This is a genomic window from Saliphagus sp. LR7, assembly GCF_003344565.1.
GTDB classification, from domain to species: domain Archaea; phylum Halobacteriota; class Halobacteria; order Halobacteriales; family Natrialbaceae; genus Saliphagus; species Saliphagus infecundisoli.
Genome location: NZ_QPND01000001.1, coordinates 238,737 through 252,623, shown reverse-complemented (window position 1 = coordinate 252,623; position 13,887 = coordinate 238,737). Strand labels below are relative to the sequence as shown.

Annotated in this window: 14 protein-coding genes; 11 read left to right on the top strand and 3 right to left on the bottom strand. The window is 70.3% G+C overall.

Translation table 11 applies throughout. The features are described from left to right. Positions 1-49: 49 nt before the first annotated feature. Complete coding sequence (locus tag DVH23_RS01260; protein ID WP_114575619.1) at positions 50-877, bottom strand: hypothetical protein; 828 nt, start codon at positions 875-877, stop codon at positions 50-52. Positions 878-1,131: 254 nt separating this feature from the next. On the opposite strand from DVH23_RS01260, the gene DVH23_RS01255 reads away from it, so the two are divergent. Beyond that, positions 1,132-1,407 (top strand): HalOD1 output domain-containing protein, encoded by a 276-nt coding sequence (locus DVH23_RS01255; RefSeq protein ID WP_114575618.1) that lies wholly within the window; start codon positions 1,132-1,134, stop codon positions 1,405-1,407. A 30-nt stretch (positions 1,408-1,437) separates the two neighbouring features. On the opposite strand, the gene DVH23_RS01250 is transcribed toward DVH23_RS01255, so the two are convergent. Next, entirely contained in the window at positions 1,438-2,187 is a 750-nt protein-coding gene (locus DVH23_RS01250) for a ribonuclease H-like domain-containing protein (RefSeq protein WP_114575617.1), read from the bottom strand. 103 nt (positions 2,188-2,290) lie between these two features. Here DVH23_RS01250 and DVH23_RS01245 point away from each other — a divergent pair, with 103 nt between their 5' ends. The 10 genes from DVH23_RS01245 (at position 2,291) to DVH23_RS01200 (ending at position 13,208) form a co-directional block, all read left to right on the top strand. Further along, positions 2,291-3,049, top strand: a complete 759-nt coding sequence (locus DVH23_RS01245) for a hypothetical protein (RefSeq protein ID WP_114575616.1) — start codon at positions 2,291-2,293, stop codon at positions 3,047-3,049. A 36-nt stretch (positions 3,050-3,085) separates the two neighbouring features. Next, the gene (locus tag DVH23_RS01240) at positions 3,086-4,417 is read left to right on the top strand and encodes an isochorismate synthase MenF (RefSeq protein WP_114575615.1); all 1,332 of its coding nucleotides are present in this window, start codon (positions 3,086-3,088) and stop codon (positions 4,415-4,417) included. Continuing rightward, positions 4,414-6,237: a 2-succinyl-5-enolpyruvyl-6-hydroxy-3-cyclohexene-1-carboxylic-acid synthase gene (gene menD, locus DVH23_RS01235; RefSeq protein WP_114575614.1), complete on the top strand. Its 1,824-nt coding sequence runs from the start codon at positions 4,414-4,416 to the stop codon at positions 6,235-6,237. The genes DVH23_RS01240 and menD overlap by 4 nt, the downstream gene beginning before the upstream one ends. 111 nt (positions 6,238-6,348) lie before the next feature. Beyond that, positions 6,349-7,230, top strand: a complete 882-nt coding sequence (locus tag DVH23_RS01230) for a hypothetical protein (protein ID WP_114575613.1) — start codon at positions 6,349-6,351, stop codon at positions 7,228-7,230. 196 nt (positions 7,231-7,426) lie between these two features. After that, the gene (locus tag DVH23_RS01225) at positions 7,427-8,356 is read left to right on the top strand and encodes a 1,4-dihydroxy-2-naphthoyl-CoA synthase (protein ID WP_114575612.1); all 930 of its coding nucleotides are present in this window, start codon (positions 7,427-7,429) and stop codon (positions 8,354-8,356) included. 67 nt (positions 8,357-8,423) lie between these two features. Continuing rightward, the gene (locus DVH23_RS01220; RefSeq protein WP_114575611.1) at positions 8,424-9,362 is read left to right on the top strand and encodes a 1,4-dihydroxy-2-naphthoate polyprenyltransferase; all 939 of its coding nucleotides are present in this window, start codon (positions 8,424-8,426) and stop codon (positions 9,360-9,362) included. Continuing rightward, on the top strand, positions 9,359-10,414 hold the full coding sequence (locus tag DVH23_RS01215; RefSeq protein ID WP_114575610.1) for a mandelate racemase/muconate lactonizing enzyme family protein: 1,056 nt from the start codon (positions 9,359-9,361) through the stop codon (positions 10,412-10,414). Before DVH23_RS01220 ends, DVH23_RS01215 begins: the two co-directional genes overlap by 4 nt. Continuing rightward, a complete protein-coding gene (locus DVH23_RS01210; RefSeq protein WP_114575609.1) occupies positions 10,407-11,960 on the top strand; it encodes a class I adenylate-forming enzyme family protein in 1,554 nt (517 codons plus the stop codon). Before DVH23_RS01215 ends, DVH23_RS01210 begins: the two co-directional genes overlap by 8 nt. 25 nt (positions 11,961-11,985) lie before the next feature. Further along, positions 11,986-12,783, top strand: a complete 798-nt coding sequence (locus DVH23_RS01205; RefSeq protein WP_114575608.1) for an NRDE family protein — start codon at positions 11,986-11,988, stop codon at positions 12,781-12,783. Positions 12,784-12,857: 74 nt separating this feature from the next. Further along, a complete protein-coding gene (locus tag DVH23_RS01200) occupies positions 12,858-13,208 on the top strand; it encodes a MarR family transcriptional regulator (RefSeq protein ID WP_114575885.1) in 351 nt (116 codons plus the stop codon). On the opposite strand, the gene DVH23_RS01195 is transcribed toward DVH23_RS01200, so the two are convergent. Further along, a complete protein-coding gene (locus DVH23_RS01195; protein ID WP_114575607.1) occupies positions 13,205-13,885 on the bottom strand; it encodes a TIGR00266 family protein in 681 nt (226 codons plus the stop codon). The genes DVH23_RS01200 and DVH23_RS01195 overlap by 4 nt on opposite strands. Between the last annotated feature and the right edge of the window lie 2 nt (positions 13,886-13,887).

Sequence of the window (13,887 nt, the reverse complement as noted above, 5' to 3'; positions counted from 1 at the left end):
GACGGCGGAAGGCGGTCTCGATACGAAAGAAGAAAGCGGTTCGTGACGGTTATTCGGCGTCCTCGGCGGCGGCGATGACGCGTTCGACCAGCTCGTCGTCCTCGACGAGGTACTCGGCGGTCTCGCGGACGCGTGCGACCAGTTCCTCGTCGGTCATGAGGTCGGCGACGACCTCGAGCATCCAGTCGACGTCGATGGTAAAGGAGAGGAGTTCGGTACCGGTCTCGTCACACAGCGTGACGCGGACCTCGTGGATGTCGGTGCTGAACCCGTCCATGTCGTCGATCGACTCGACGGTGTCGGTCGGGACCGACTCGACAGTGTCCATCAGCATCGGTTCGATCGCTTCGAGCATCGGCTCGATCTCCTCGGCCGACATCGACTCGACGTCCTCGCTCGAGATCGATTCGGCGTCCATCTCGGCGAGCATCCCGAGGCCCTCCGCCGACATCGGGACCTCCTTGAGGAGGTCCTCGCGGCTGGTGTCGACGACCCCGTTGACGACGAGGACGCCCTCCTCGCAGGCCATCCAGTCGACGGTCATGGCGTCGCCCCCGACGCTGAACCCGTCGGCGTCGAACCCCGTGATCCCCTCGACGTCGCCGTCGTAGTCGGCGTCGGGACCGCCCTCGCTGTCGGACTCCTCGTTGCCGCTCTCCTCGCCGGCCGTCCCGTCGTCGCTGTTGTCGGTGCCGCTCTCGTCGGTGCCGTTCTCGCTTCCGTCGGTCGTCTCCTCGCCGCCGCCCGTTTCGTTGGAGGTCTCGTCGGACGTCTCGTTGCCGTCCGTGTCGTCGCCTTCCTGGGCCCGCCCCGTACAGCCGGCGACGGCGACGGCCAACGCGCCCGCACTCCCGTACAGCAGCTCTCGTCGTTCCATACGTCCTCCGTCTACGAGCGGGTGCAAAAACGTTTTGGTGAGGATCTATAAAATATATTGTTAGTCCGGCGTTCGAATCCCGTCGAAACAGTCAGGAACGAACGACGGAATCCCGACCGTCCACCGGAGGGAATCGACGGACGACGGTCGTGCAGCGATTCGATCCGAAACCCTCGTATTACCGGCCGCAACCGCCGATAACGGTGGAATCGAATCCACAGTCTTTATCAGTAGGAAGGTGGTGAGTCCGGTCAATGCTCCTCTCAGTGGACCGATCGGACCGGGACTCTACCCGGTCGCTCAGTTTCGAGATCATCGCGGCCGTCGCCGAACGCGAGGGTGTCGATCCGACCGAGATCGAACCCCCCGAGTACGAGGCGCTGTACGAGGTCTTGGATCCCGAAGCGCTCGACGCGCTGTTCGCCCCCCGTCAGAACGGCGCCGAGCGCGCCTCCGGACGCGTCGAGTTCCGGTACTGTGGCTACGACGTCACCGTCACCGACGGCGGCGAGGTCTCGATCGAGAACTGACGGTTCCGGCCGACCGACGCTGGTTTTCCATCAGTCCGCACACGCCGACTCGAAGACCTGCCGGTGGAGGCGGTCGGCGACCCGTTCCATCACGGTCTCCAAGTTCACCGTGTCGGCCCGGTTGTACTCGATCAGGCGCTCGAGAGAGTCCTCGTCGCCGCGTTCGTACCGGTGCCAGAGGCGGACGGCGTCCCGCCCCGAGAGATCGGGTCGCTCGCGCTCGATCCCGAGGTCGCGTTCGACCTGCTTGAGCCCGCCGGTAAGCTCGAGCATCCGACAGGGGTAGAGGAGATCGACGTGGGGCAAGGAGGCGTCGACGTCGTAGCAGGTCTCGAGAAAGGGAACGTCGAAGCGCTGGCCGTTGAAGGTGACCAGCAGCGCCGAGCGGTCGAGTTCGGCCTGGAGGCGCTCGGCCGTCAGATCGCGGCCGGCGACGAGCGTGGTCGTCTCGCCGCCCCGATGGAGGGTGACGGTCGTCACGTCGTTCGAGTCGGCGTCCAGTCCCGTCGTTTCGATGTCCAGAAAACACGCGCTCCGAGAGGCGTTTTCGTAGAGGCGCCACCGGCTCGAGGCGGGGAGTTCGTCGGCGAAAAAGGAAAGGTCGTCGTCGGCGAGTCGGGTCCGACCCTCCTCGATGTAGGCCTCGATCCGGTCTGCGGTCGTCGGGCCGACGACGTCCCCCGCGAACTCGTCCCAGTGGGTGACCCCCGACTCCCAGAGCTTCCGCTCGGTTCGCTCGCCGACGCCACGAACCGGGATGAAGCTGTTCTCGATTCGCACACCCCTTCTGAGGCGCGTGTGATCTAAAGCGTACGGGTTTCCGGCGACGGCGGGACCCCGCGGAACCGGCCGACTTTTCATCCGGCCGACCGTATCGCTCCCCATGGCCGAGCGAAACGACGCTGCCGACGCCATCGGCGACCTCGTGGACACCCTGGAGGAACTCCGGGGGGAACTCGAGCCGGATAGCCCGGGACCGGGGCGGGGACCGCCGCTTCGCCCGCCTACTCCCGGGGAGCTCCTCCGGATGGCCGACGAGGTCGCGATCCCGCTCCTGATCCGCACCCTCGAGGCCCAGATCCGGGCCCTCGAACGGCTCCAGCGTGCCGTCGGGCTCCTCCGCAGAGAGCGGGAGGTCCGCGAGCGGACGGGCGAGACCCGAGAGCGGAGCCGCGAGCGCGTCGAGGGCCTCCGGGACCGGACCCTCGACGGGTTGGATGACGTGCTCGCGGAACTCGGGCGGACCGTCGAGGGCGAGCCGACCGATCGACGGGCCCGCGAGCTGCTCGCCGACGCCCGCGAGCTGCGCGACGAGATCGACGACCGGCTCCGGGACGCGACCGAGGGCCGCGAGCGACGGGGGCGGGATTCCGACCGCGTTCGCGACGCCCGGACGATCGAGGTGACGTCGCCCGACGAGGAGGACGAGGACGAGGAGACGGACGTGGACGTCGACGCCGAACTCGACACGCTTCGGGACCGCTACAGGCCCGAGGAGGGCGGCGAGGAGGCCGACGGCCTCGATGGCGGGGACGAGTCCGTCGACACCGATGGCGAGGACGACGAGGGAGACGACACGGAGGAATCCGGAGAGGGCGACGGGGCCGACGGCGACGACGATCGGCCCCCCGGAGCGAGATAGTTAGGCTGAAGGCGTCCCCAGCCCGAGTCCGGGTAGATGAACCGATCGTCGGGCGACGTGGCTGGGGAGACTATCGCGGCCGACCCGGTCGGGCGGAGCCGCGAACTCGGGGACGTCTCCTTCGGCGCCGTCGCCGACGTCGGCGAGGGGGCCCACGTCCAGTGGGCGGCCCCCGACGGACTCGAGCTGCTCGGGCGGGGCGTCGCGGCGGCGTTTACCGCCGCTGGCGGGAACCGGATCGAGGACGTCCGGTCGGCGGCGGCCGCGTTCTTCGATCGGCTCGACCACGACGGTCCCCCCGAGAGCCGGTCGCGTGCCCTGGGCGGCCTCGCGTTCCACGCCGACCACGACCCCACTCCGCCCTGGACCGGGTTCCCCGCGGCGTCCTTTCTCGTGCCGCGGATCCAGCTCACGCGGACCGACCGAGGGACGTGGCTGACTGCAGTCGGCGACGGCGAGCGGGCCGCGACGGACCTGCTCGCGGAGTGGGAGGAGCGCCTCGAGGGGCTGGCGACGATGCGCCCCAGCGGGACGAAGCCGGGGGTCGAACGGAGCCGGCGGCCCACCTCGCGGTCGGCCTGGCGCGAGCGGGTCGAACACGCCCTGGCGCGGATCGCCGACGGCGATCTGGAGAAGGTCGTCCTCGCCCAGACCCTGGCGGTCGAACTCGGGGAGGGAATCGACGTCGCGGCGACCGTCGAACGCCTCCGCCGGAAGTATCCGGGCTGTTACCGGTTCCTGATCGATCCCGACGCGGGCGGGCGGACGTTCTTCGGGGCCCCCCCCGAACGGCTCGTTTCGATGCGGGGCGACCGGATCGAGACCGAGGCACTCGCGGGCTCGGTCGCCCGCGGGGAGAGCCCCGAGGAGGACGAGGAACTCGCCGACAGGATGCGCGAGGACGAGAAGCTAGAGCGCGAACACGAGGTCGTCGTGCGCGCGATCCAAGCACAGCTCTCGCCGATCGCCGCCGACGTCTCGGTCGGCGAGCGGACCGTCCGCCGGCTGGCGACGATCCAGCACCTCAGGACGCCGATTACGGCCCGGGCCGGGGCGGCCGACCACGTCCTCGATGTCGTCGGCGCCCTGCACCCGACGCCCGCGGTCGGCGGGCTTCCCCCCGACCCCGCCATCGAGACGATCCGGGCGGTCGAGGGGTTCGACCGGGGGTGGTACGCCGCCCCGGTCGGCTGGTTCGACGCGGAGGGCGACGGCGAGTTCGCCGTCGGGATCCGGTCGGGAGTCGCGAGCGAGCGCGAGGTCACCCTCTTTGCGGGCAACGGTATCGTCGCCGACAGCGACCCCGACGAGGAGTGGGCGGAGATCCAGCTCAAGTTCCGGCCCGTCCTCGACGAGCTCGAACGATGACCGACCGCCGGCCGCCGAACCCCTCGACGCTCTGGGCCGAGGTTCTGGTGTCCGAACTCGCCGCGGGCGGGCTCTCCGCGGTCTGTATCGCCCCCGGGAGCCGCTCGACGCCGCTGACGGTCGCCTTCGCCGCCCATCCCGACGTCGAGGTCTACTCCCATCTCGACGAGCGTTCTGCTGCGTTCTTCGCGCTCGGGCGCGCCCGCCGGACCGGCGAGCCGACGGCACTGGTCTCGACCTCCGGAACGGCGGCGGCGAACTTCCACCCCGCCGTGATCGAGGCCCACCAGGGCCGGGTCCCCCTCCTGGTGCTCACCGCCGACCGGCCCCGGGACCTCCGGGACAGCGGCGCCAACCAGACGATAGACCAGGTCGATCTCTACGGGGACGCCGTCCGGTGGGCAATGGATCTCCCCGAGGCCAGGCTCGAGGAGCGCCCGGTCGAAATGCTCCGGACGACCGCCGCGCGGGCGCTCGCCGCCGCGACCGGAACGCCCGCGGGCCCGGTCCACCTCAACTGTCCGTTCCGAAAGCCTCTGGAGCCCGTCGAGACGGGCGAGATAGACGCCGACTTTCTCGACCGGATCGACCGGGATGGGGACGAGGGACCCGCCGTCCGGACGACCGGGGGGACGCCGGTCCCGGCAGCCGAGGACGTCGCCCGGATCGCGGAGACCATGGAGAGCGCCGACCGGCCCCTGGTCGTCGCCGGCCCCGCCGACCCCCCGGGAATCGACGCCGGGAGGATCGCAGGTCTCGCCAGGGCGGTCGGCGCCCCGATCCTCGCGGACCCGCTGTCGGGACTGCGCTTCGGCGAGCACGTCCGCGAGCGGGACGGGGAGTCGCCGAGGGTCGTCTTCGGTGGGTACGACGCCTACCTCCCCGATCCCGACCTCGCTCCCGACGTCGTCCTCCGAGTGGGGGCCTCGCCGACCTCGAAGCCGCTTCGGAACTGGTTGTCCGACGTCGCTCCGAAGCAGTTCCTGATCGACCCCGCGGGAGGGTGGCGCGAGGCGACCTACGCCGCGACGGATCTCGTCGTCGCGGATCCCGACCGCTTGGTCGGCGACCTCCTCGCGGTTCTCGAGACCGACGGAAACGACGGGAGCGGTGACGCGGGCACGTCGGGATCCGCCGGCAAGTGGCTCGAGGACTTCCATCGCCGCGAGGCCGCCCACTGGTCGGTCGTCGAGCGGGCGACCGACCCCGATCGGCTGGCCGCAGCGCCCTTCGAGGGCGCGGTGCTGGCGGCGGCGCTCGCCGAGGCGCCCGACCCCGCGACCGTCTTCGTCTCGAACAGCATGCCGATCCGGGACGCCGACCGTTTCGGCCGGCCCCGGGCGGCGGAGCTCTCGGTGCTCGCCAATCGGGGCGCGAGCGGGATCGACGGCATCACGAGTACGGGACTGGGTGCCGGTTCGGCGGTTGAGGAGCCCCTCGTGATCGTGACCGGCGACCTTGCGTTCTACCACGACTCCAACGGGTTGCTCGCCGTCGGGCGCTGTGGCGTCGATGCGACCATCGTCGTCCTCGACAACGACGGCGGCGGCATCTTCCACATGCTCCCGATTGAGGAGTTCGATCCGCCGTTTACGGAGCAGTTCAAGACGCCCCACGGCCTCGAGTTTTCGTACCTCGCCGAGTGCTACGGTCTCGAGTTCGAGTGCGTCGCGCCCGCCGACTTCTCCGAGCGGTACCGCGCCTCGCTGGCGAGTGCGGGAACCCAGGTGCTTTCGGTGGCGTTCGACGCGGAGGCGAGCCATCGTCGGCGGGAGGAGTTGGAGGAACGGAGTTTGACGGGCGAAAGCGGAGACGAGTAGTCGGCCCGGGGACCGCGGCGGGTGTTCGGTCGAGGTTCTTTATATTCTGACTCCACGAGGTGAACGAATCCGGGAGAAATACGTTCTCAGAAATGGACGTCTATCCGACGAATGGATCCCGTTCGATTCCTCCGCGAGGGCCTGGCTGATGACTCGTTACGGACCGCGATCCTCGTCGGCCTCGCTACGATTCCGTTTACGCTCGTGCTCTCCTGGGAGCCGGCGGCCGGCGACACCGTCGTCGTCGGTGGCTCCGTCTCGGGGACGCCCATGCTCCTGGCCGGACTCGTCGTCGGCTCCCTGTATCGCAACCGGGGGGCTCGCCGAGCCGGGATCTGGACTGGCCTCGCGGCCTCGATCGGGACGGTAACCGTCTTCGTTGCCAACACGGTCACGACGGTTCCGCCGGACTCGTTGTGGATGGTCGCGCTCGCGGCCGTGCTGGGGCCGGTCGTCGTCGGGCTCGGCGTCGCCCTCACGGTCGCGTTCACGACGGTCGCCGCACTGGTCGGCGGATGGGCCACGACCCGGCTCCAGCGGGATCGGCGAAACCGGGCAGCGAGAAGCGGGGAGACGGGTGCCACCGGTCGGTCACGATGGTGGCTCGCCGTTCTCGTCTACGCGGTCGTCGCACCGATCGTCTTGGTGTATGTGCTTTGGGTTCGACCGGAGAGCGGCGTCGGCCTCGTCCTCTCTATCGTGGGTGTGTTCGGGCTCGTCGTCTCCGCCGTCGTCGCGTTCGTCGGGCTGTTCATCGACGTGACGGCGCCCCGGGACCCCGCCACGGACCGGCTCCCGTCCGTCCGGCTGTACGTCGGCGTTCCGATCGGGGCGGCCGTTCTCGCCTACGCGATCGGGGCGCTTCGCGCGACGGGAAATCCCGCGGGGGACGGAACGTACGGCTTCGTTATCGCGCTCTGGGTTTGCGTAACCGCCTACCTCGTTTTCGAGCGGCGGCCGGGAGGGACGGTACCGAGCGGATCGAACGCGTAGCCCTCCCCGGAGGCCGATCGCGGGTTCAGAGAGAACCAGTCCCAACCGACCTCGCGGTGACCGACACACTGGCGCTGACGATGGTCGACGGGCGACTCGCCATCCACGAGGAGACCGCGATCGCCGTTGTGAACGGCGAGATCGTCGCGACTCCGAACCGGGTCCCTATTTGGCGCTCTCCGCGTAATTCGAGGACATGGTTTCGGACCTGTTCGATCCCGACCGCTGGGAGCCCGTCGAGGGCTTCGACCCCGCCGATCTCACCTATCACCGTGCCGTCGATTCGGACACCGTCCGGATCGCCTTCGACCGCCCCGCCGTCCGGAACGCCTTCCGGCCGGAGACCGTCGACGAACTGCTCGAGGTGCTCCGGGACGCAAAGCGCCGGACTGACGTCGGCTGTGTCCTCCTGACCGGAAACGGTCCCTCGCCGAAGGACGGCGGCTGGGCGTTCTGCTCGGGCGGCGATCAGACGATCCGGGGCGACGAGGGCTACGAGTACGGCGAGGACGGCACGGACGGCGAAGGTGGGGGGAACGACGATGGGGATGGCGATGGCGAGCAGTCGGCGGCTCCCCGACTCCATATCCTCGAGGTCCAGCGGCTCATACGCCACCTCCCGAAGGTCGTCGTCTGCGTCGTCCCCGGCTGGGCCGTCGGCGGCGGCCACTCGCTGCACGTCGTCTGTGATCTGACCATCGCGAGCGAGGAACACGCCAAATTCCTCCAGACCGACCCCGACGTCGCGAGCTACGACGCGGGCTTTGGCTCGGCGTACCTCGCCAAACAGATCGGCCAGAAGAAGGCCCGAGAAGTGTTCTTCCTCGGGAAGACCTACAGCGCCGAGGAGGCAGCCGAAATGGGGATGGTCAACGAGGCGGTTCCCCACGAGGAGTTAGAGGAGCGAGCCCTCGAGTGGGGCGAGCGCATTAATTCGAAGAGTCCGACGGCGATGCGGATGCTCAAGTACGGGTTCAACATGGCCGACGACGGGATGGTCGGCCAGCAGGTGTTCGCCGGGGAGGCGACGCGGCTGGGCTACATGACCGACGAGGCGCAGGAAGGTCGGGAGGCGTTCGTCGAGGAGAGGGAACCGGAGTTCGATGGCTTCCCCTGGCACTACTAGGGGAGCGTCTGCCGGGACACTCGACCGAACCACCACCGCTTTGGCTCCCCTCGTCTAAACCCCGGCAATGAGCGAGACGGCGGAGCTCTCGGTGGGAAGGGCCTGGGTGATGGCCGCCCGGCCACAGACGCTGCCCGCGGCCGCGGCGCCGGTGATCGTCGGCACCGGGGTGGCGATCCACGAGGGACTCTTTGCTCCCCTGCCCGCGCTGTTCGCGTTCGTCGGTGCCGCCCTGATCCAGGTGGGGACCAACTTCGCGAACGACTACTACGACGCGAAGAAAGGCGCCGACACCGACGACCGCGAGGGCTTTACCCGGGTCACCCAGTCGGGACTGATCGCCGAAGAGAGCGTCAAGCGCGCGACCCTGCTTACGTTCGGGCTCGCGATTCTCTCGGGAACGTACCTCGTCTACGTCGGCGGGCTCCCGATCCTCGCGATCGGACTGATCAGCGTCCTCTGTGGGTGGGCGTACACCGGCGGCCCCTATCCCCTGGGCTATCACGGCCTCGGGGACCTCTTCGTCTTCGTCTTCTTCGGGCTCGTCGCCGTCGTCGGCACGTTCTACGTCCAGGCCGCGGCGACCCTGGCGGCCCCGCTCCCGATGGGGGTCCCCAAGGGCACCGTCACCACCGAAGCCGCCGTCGCGAGCCTCCCGGTCGCCGGGCTCTCGACGGCCGTCCTCGTCGTCAACAACGTCCGCGATCTGGAGACCGACGCCGCGACCGGCAAGCGAACGCTCGCGGTTCGGCTCGGCTACCGGGCCAGCCGGCTCGAGTACGCCGCCCTCCTCGCGCTCGCGTACCTGACTCCCTTCTGGTTTCTCGCGCGGGGCTTCTCGCCCGCGGTCCTCCTCCCCCTCCTGACCCTTCCCTACGCCGCCCTCGTCGCCCGGACCCTCTCGACTCGGACCGACGGCGAGGCCCTCAACCCCGCCCTCGAGCGAACCGGAAAACTGCTCGCGGGGTTCGCACTCCTCTTTGCCGCGGGGGTGGCGATCGGGTGACCGACCTGGCGTATCGCCAGTTCTCGCTGGCGCTCGCCGAGCCCCTCGAAACCTCGAGGGGGCCGATCGAGGCCCGCGAGGGGTTTCTGATCCGGCTGACCGACGACGACGGCGGCGAGGGGGTCGGCGAGGCGACTCCCCTACCCGGCTGGACCGAGTCCATCGAGGACTGTGAGCGCGCCATCGAGCGGGCGCGGGAGGCGGCCCGCGAGGAGGGACTCGCGGGCGCCCTTGAGTCGGTTTCGGATGCGCCGGCGGCCCGCCACGGACTCGCGCTCGCCGCACTCGACCGGGCGGCCACCGGTGCGGATACACCGCTCTACCGCCATCTCGGCGGCGACGGCGTCGAGCGGGTACCGGTCAACGCCACCGTCGGCGACGGCTCGCCCGACGAAACCACCGAGGACGTTCGCGAGGCGGTCGACGACGGCTTCTCGTGTTGCAAGCTGAAAGCCGGCGTCGGGAGCGTCGAGCGGGACGTGCGGCGGGTCCGGCGGGTTCGGGAGGCGGTCGGTGCCGACCTCGAGCTCCGGCTGGACGCCAACGGCGCCTGGTCGCGTGCGGAGGCCGAGCAGGCCGTCGAGGCCCTCGGTGATGACGTGGACCTGCTAGAGCAACCGCTTTCCCCTGACGACCTCGCGGGCCACGCCGACCTCCGCGGGCGCGGCGTCGCGGTCGCGATCGACGAGGGGCTCTACGAGCGCGGGATCGACGCCGTCGTCGGGGCGGACGCGGCCGACGCCATCGTCGTGAAACCGATGGCGGTCGGCGGGGTGGACGCCGGGATGAAGCTCGCGGTCTGGGCCCGGGAGTGTGGGGTCGTCCCCGTCGTGACGACGACGATCGACGCGGTCCTCGCGCGGACGGCGGCGGTCCACCTCGCGGCGGCGATCCCCACGGAGGGGAAGCGACCGGCGAGCGGGCTGGCGACCGCCGACCTGCTCTGTGAGGACCTCGCGGCCGACCCGGTCGAACTCGAGGGCGGCGAGGCGACCGTTCCCCAGGAGCCCGGTCTCGGCGTCGCGGGCGCGTGGGGTGGTCGGGATGCGTAAAACGCCCGACTGGCCGACGACCGATCCCGTCGCCCATCGCCGGGAGGCGACCCCGAACCGGACGGCGCTCACGGACGCGGCGGGGGAGTCCTGGGACTACCGCGAGTACGACCGACGGGTCGAGACACTCCGGCGCTCGCCCGCCCTCGATCCGGGGGCGCGGATCGCCGTCCTGCTCCCCGCACGGCCCGCGTTCGCCCTCCTCCCGTTCGCGGCGATGCGGGCCGGCGCCTCCCTCGTTCTCCTCCCGACCCGGGAGACGGTTCCCGAACTCGCGGCCAAGGCCCATCGCGCGGGGGTCGACGCGGTCGTCTGCGGGGACTCGACCGAGGAGACGGCCGTCGATCTCGCCGAGAGCGCGGGGGTCCCGGCGTACTCCGTCGACGAGCCCACGAGGGCGACCGTCGAGGCGCTCACAACCGGTCCCGTCGCCGACGGTCCCGACGATTCCGACGGTCCCCGAGACCGTCCACCGCTCGAGCCCGACCGGACCCTGCTGATCGCCTTTACCTCGGGAACCGGCGGCGAGCCCAAAGGTGTCAGGCTCACCGCCGGCAACCTGCTCGCGAGCGCGCAGGCCTCGGCCTACCGGCTCGGGGTCGTCCCGGGTGATCGGTGGCTCTCGCCGCTCGCGATGTACCACGTCGGCGGGCTCGCGCCGGCGATCAGGTGCGCGCTGTACGGAACCACGGTCGTGATCGACCGCGGGTTCGACGCCGACCGGACGCCGGAGGTGATCGACCGGGAGGGCGTGACCCGCCTCTCGCTCGTCCCGACGATGCTCCGCCGGCTGCTCGAGGCCGGCTGGACTCCCCCCGACTCCCTCAGATTCGTCCTGCTCGGGGGTGCGCCGGCGGCGCCGACGTTGCTCGAGCGCGCCGGGGACGCGGACGTCACCGTCTGTCCGACCTACGGGATGACCGAGGCCGCCTCCCAGGTCGCGACCGCGAGCCCCGCCGAGGACCCGCTCGCCCAGGGGGTCGGCCAGCCGCTTTACTCCGCGTCGGTCTCGATCGTCGGCGACGACGGCGAGCCCGTCGCGCCAGGGGAAGTCGGCGAGGTCGTCGTCGACGGGCCGATGGTGACTCCCGGCTATCTCGACGACGATCGAACGGAGGAGGCGTTCGGTCCCCGCGGGCTCGCGACGGGCGACGTGGGAACCCGCGACACCGAGGGCTACCTCCGGATCGCGGGTCGGCGAAGCGACCGGATCGTCACCGGCGGGGAGAACGTCGATCCCGGCGAGGTGAGCCGGGTCCTCGAAGCGCATTCAGCGGTCGCGGAAGCGGCGGTCGTCGGCCTCGCCGACCCGGAGTGGGGCGAGCGCGTCGGGGCGCTGATCGTCCCCCGCGGCGAGGCGCCGACCTCCGGCGAACTCTGCGAGCACTACGAGGATCGGCTTGCGGGGTTCAAGCACCCGCGGACGGTCGTGTTCGCCGATTCGCTCCCCCGGACGGCGTCCGGAACCGTCGACCGGGAGGCCGTCCGCGAGCGCCTCGAGAGCGCCGGGACGCGGCCCGAAGAGGAGTTCGGGGACGGGAGTTAAGCCCCGCGGCCCCCTCTCTCCGGTCGTGTGTACGCTCGTCCTCGCCTGGCACTGTTTCGACGGGACGCCGATCGCCGTCGCCGCGAACCGCGACGAGGCGGCCGATCGGCCCTCCGACCCCCCAGGGGAGTTCGCCGCGGGCGTCCTCGCGCCCCGCGATCTGGAGGCCGGGGGGACCTGGATCGGCGTCACCCGAGGGGGACTCGTGGCGGCGATCACCAACCGCTGGACCGACCGCGAGGTCGCCGGAGACCGGTCCCGGGGCCTGCTCGTCGCCGACGTCCTCGACTGTGAATCGGCCGATGAGGCGATCGACATCGTCTCTCGAGAGACCGACCGCCGTGAGTACGACGCGTTCAACCTCACGATCGCCGACCGCGAGCGGGCGGTCGTCGCAGAGTGGGACGGGGAGCTCTCGATCACCGACCTCTCGCCGGGCGTCCACGTCGTCGTCAACGTCGCCGTCGACGACAGGCTCTCGATTCCCGAGCGCCGGGCGGAGGTCGGGCGACAGCAGGCCGAGAACGCCCGGCGGGTTCGACGGGAACTCACCGTGGGAGAGAGCGAGGGGGTCGAGGGATGGCTCGACCGCGCGGGCGACGTCCTCTCGAACCACGAGTACGGCGTCTGTGTCCACGGCGACGGCTTCGGGACCCGGTCGTCGTCGCTGCTTGCCGTCGGCGAGGGTGCTCGGTATCTGTTCGCTGACGGACCGCCGTGTCGGACGGCTTACGAGCGGGTCGACGGCGCGGTCGAGTGGGGCGACGACGTGCGGCCGGACACGCGGACGGACGCCGAGGGCGACCGCGAGGGCCAGGTTTAAGCGGATCGCGGTCCGTCTCCCCGTATGGACGAACCCCTGTGGATAGGCCGAGCCACGTCGGTCGGGTGGTCGCCGTGAGCGTCTCGGAGATCGAATCCGAACTCTCCGAGGACGAACGCGCCGGCCTCGCGCTCGTCCGGGAGTCGGGCGGGATTCACCAGAGCGACTTCTGGAAGGAACTCGACGTCTCCTCGCGGAAGGGGAGCCGGATCGCCGAGTCGCTGGTCGAGAAGGAACTCGTCGACCGCGAGGAGGCGGTCTACGGCGGTCACAACACCTACTACATCACGCCGACCGCAGAGGACCTCGATTTCACGCTGCTGATGGCCGGCGACATGCTCTCGCCCTTTATCGGCGAGGAGGAGGTCGATCCCAACAGCGACGCCTTCTCTCAGTGGATCATGAACCTCGCCTACGAGGACTAGCTCTCGCCGCCGGACGACAGCTTCGGCTCCAGCCGGTCGACCAGCCCATCGAGGTCCCGCGTCTGGTACCAGACCGAGCCGGGACCGGTGAAGTCGAAGACCAGCCCCTCGCCGCTGAACAGCGTCGATTTCAGCCCGCCGACCCGCCGGGTCGAGGAGTCGACGCCGTCCTCCCAGGCGACGAGGTGCTCGTTGTCGAGCGTGTACGTCTCGCCGGCCTCGAGGTTGAGGCGCTCGAGCCCGCCGTAGGCGTCGAGGAAGGCCGTGCCGGTTCCCTTCAGCGCCAGCGGCGTCAGGCTCGCGCCCCCGAGCATCGACGTGAGGCCGCCGAGTTCGGAGTCGATGTCGATCCCCTCCGTCGCCGCGAGGAAGGCGCCGTCGACGCTGTACAGCGTCTCGTCGGCGAGTTCGTACGCGAAGACGTCGCCGGGCGTCGGCGGGGCGAACGTTACCCGTCCGGGCTCGTCCTCGGCGACGAAGCGGTTGGCGACCATCGACTCCCCGCCCAGCATCGACTTCGCGGAACTGACGAGCCCGTCGCGGCTGCTCGTCGTCTCGATCGTGACCGTCGAGGAGTGGCCCACCATCGCGCCCGGTTCGGCGACGATCGCCTCGCCCGGGTCGAGATCGACGACGAGGTGGCTGTACGACGGGCGGTGAGTGAATTGCGTGTCCATGA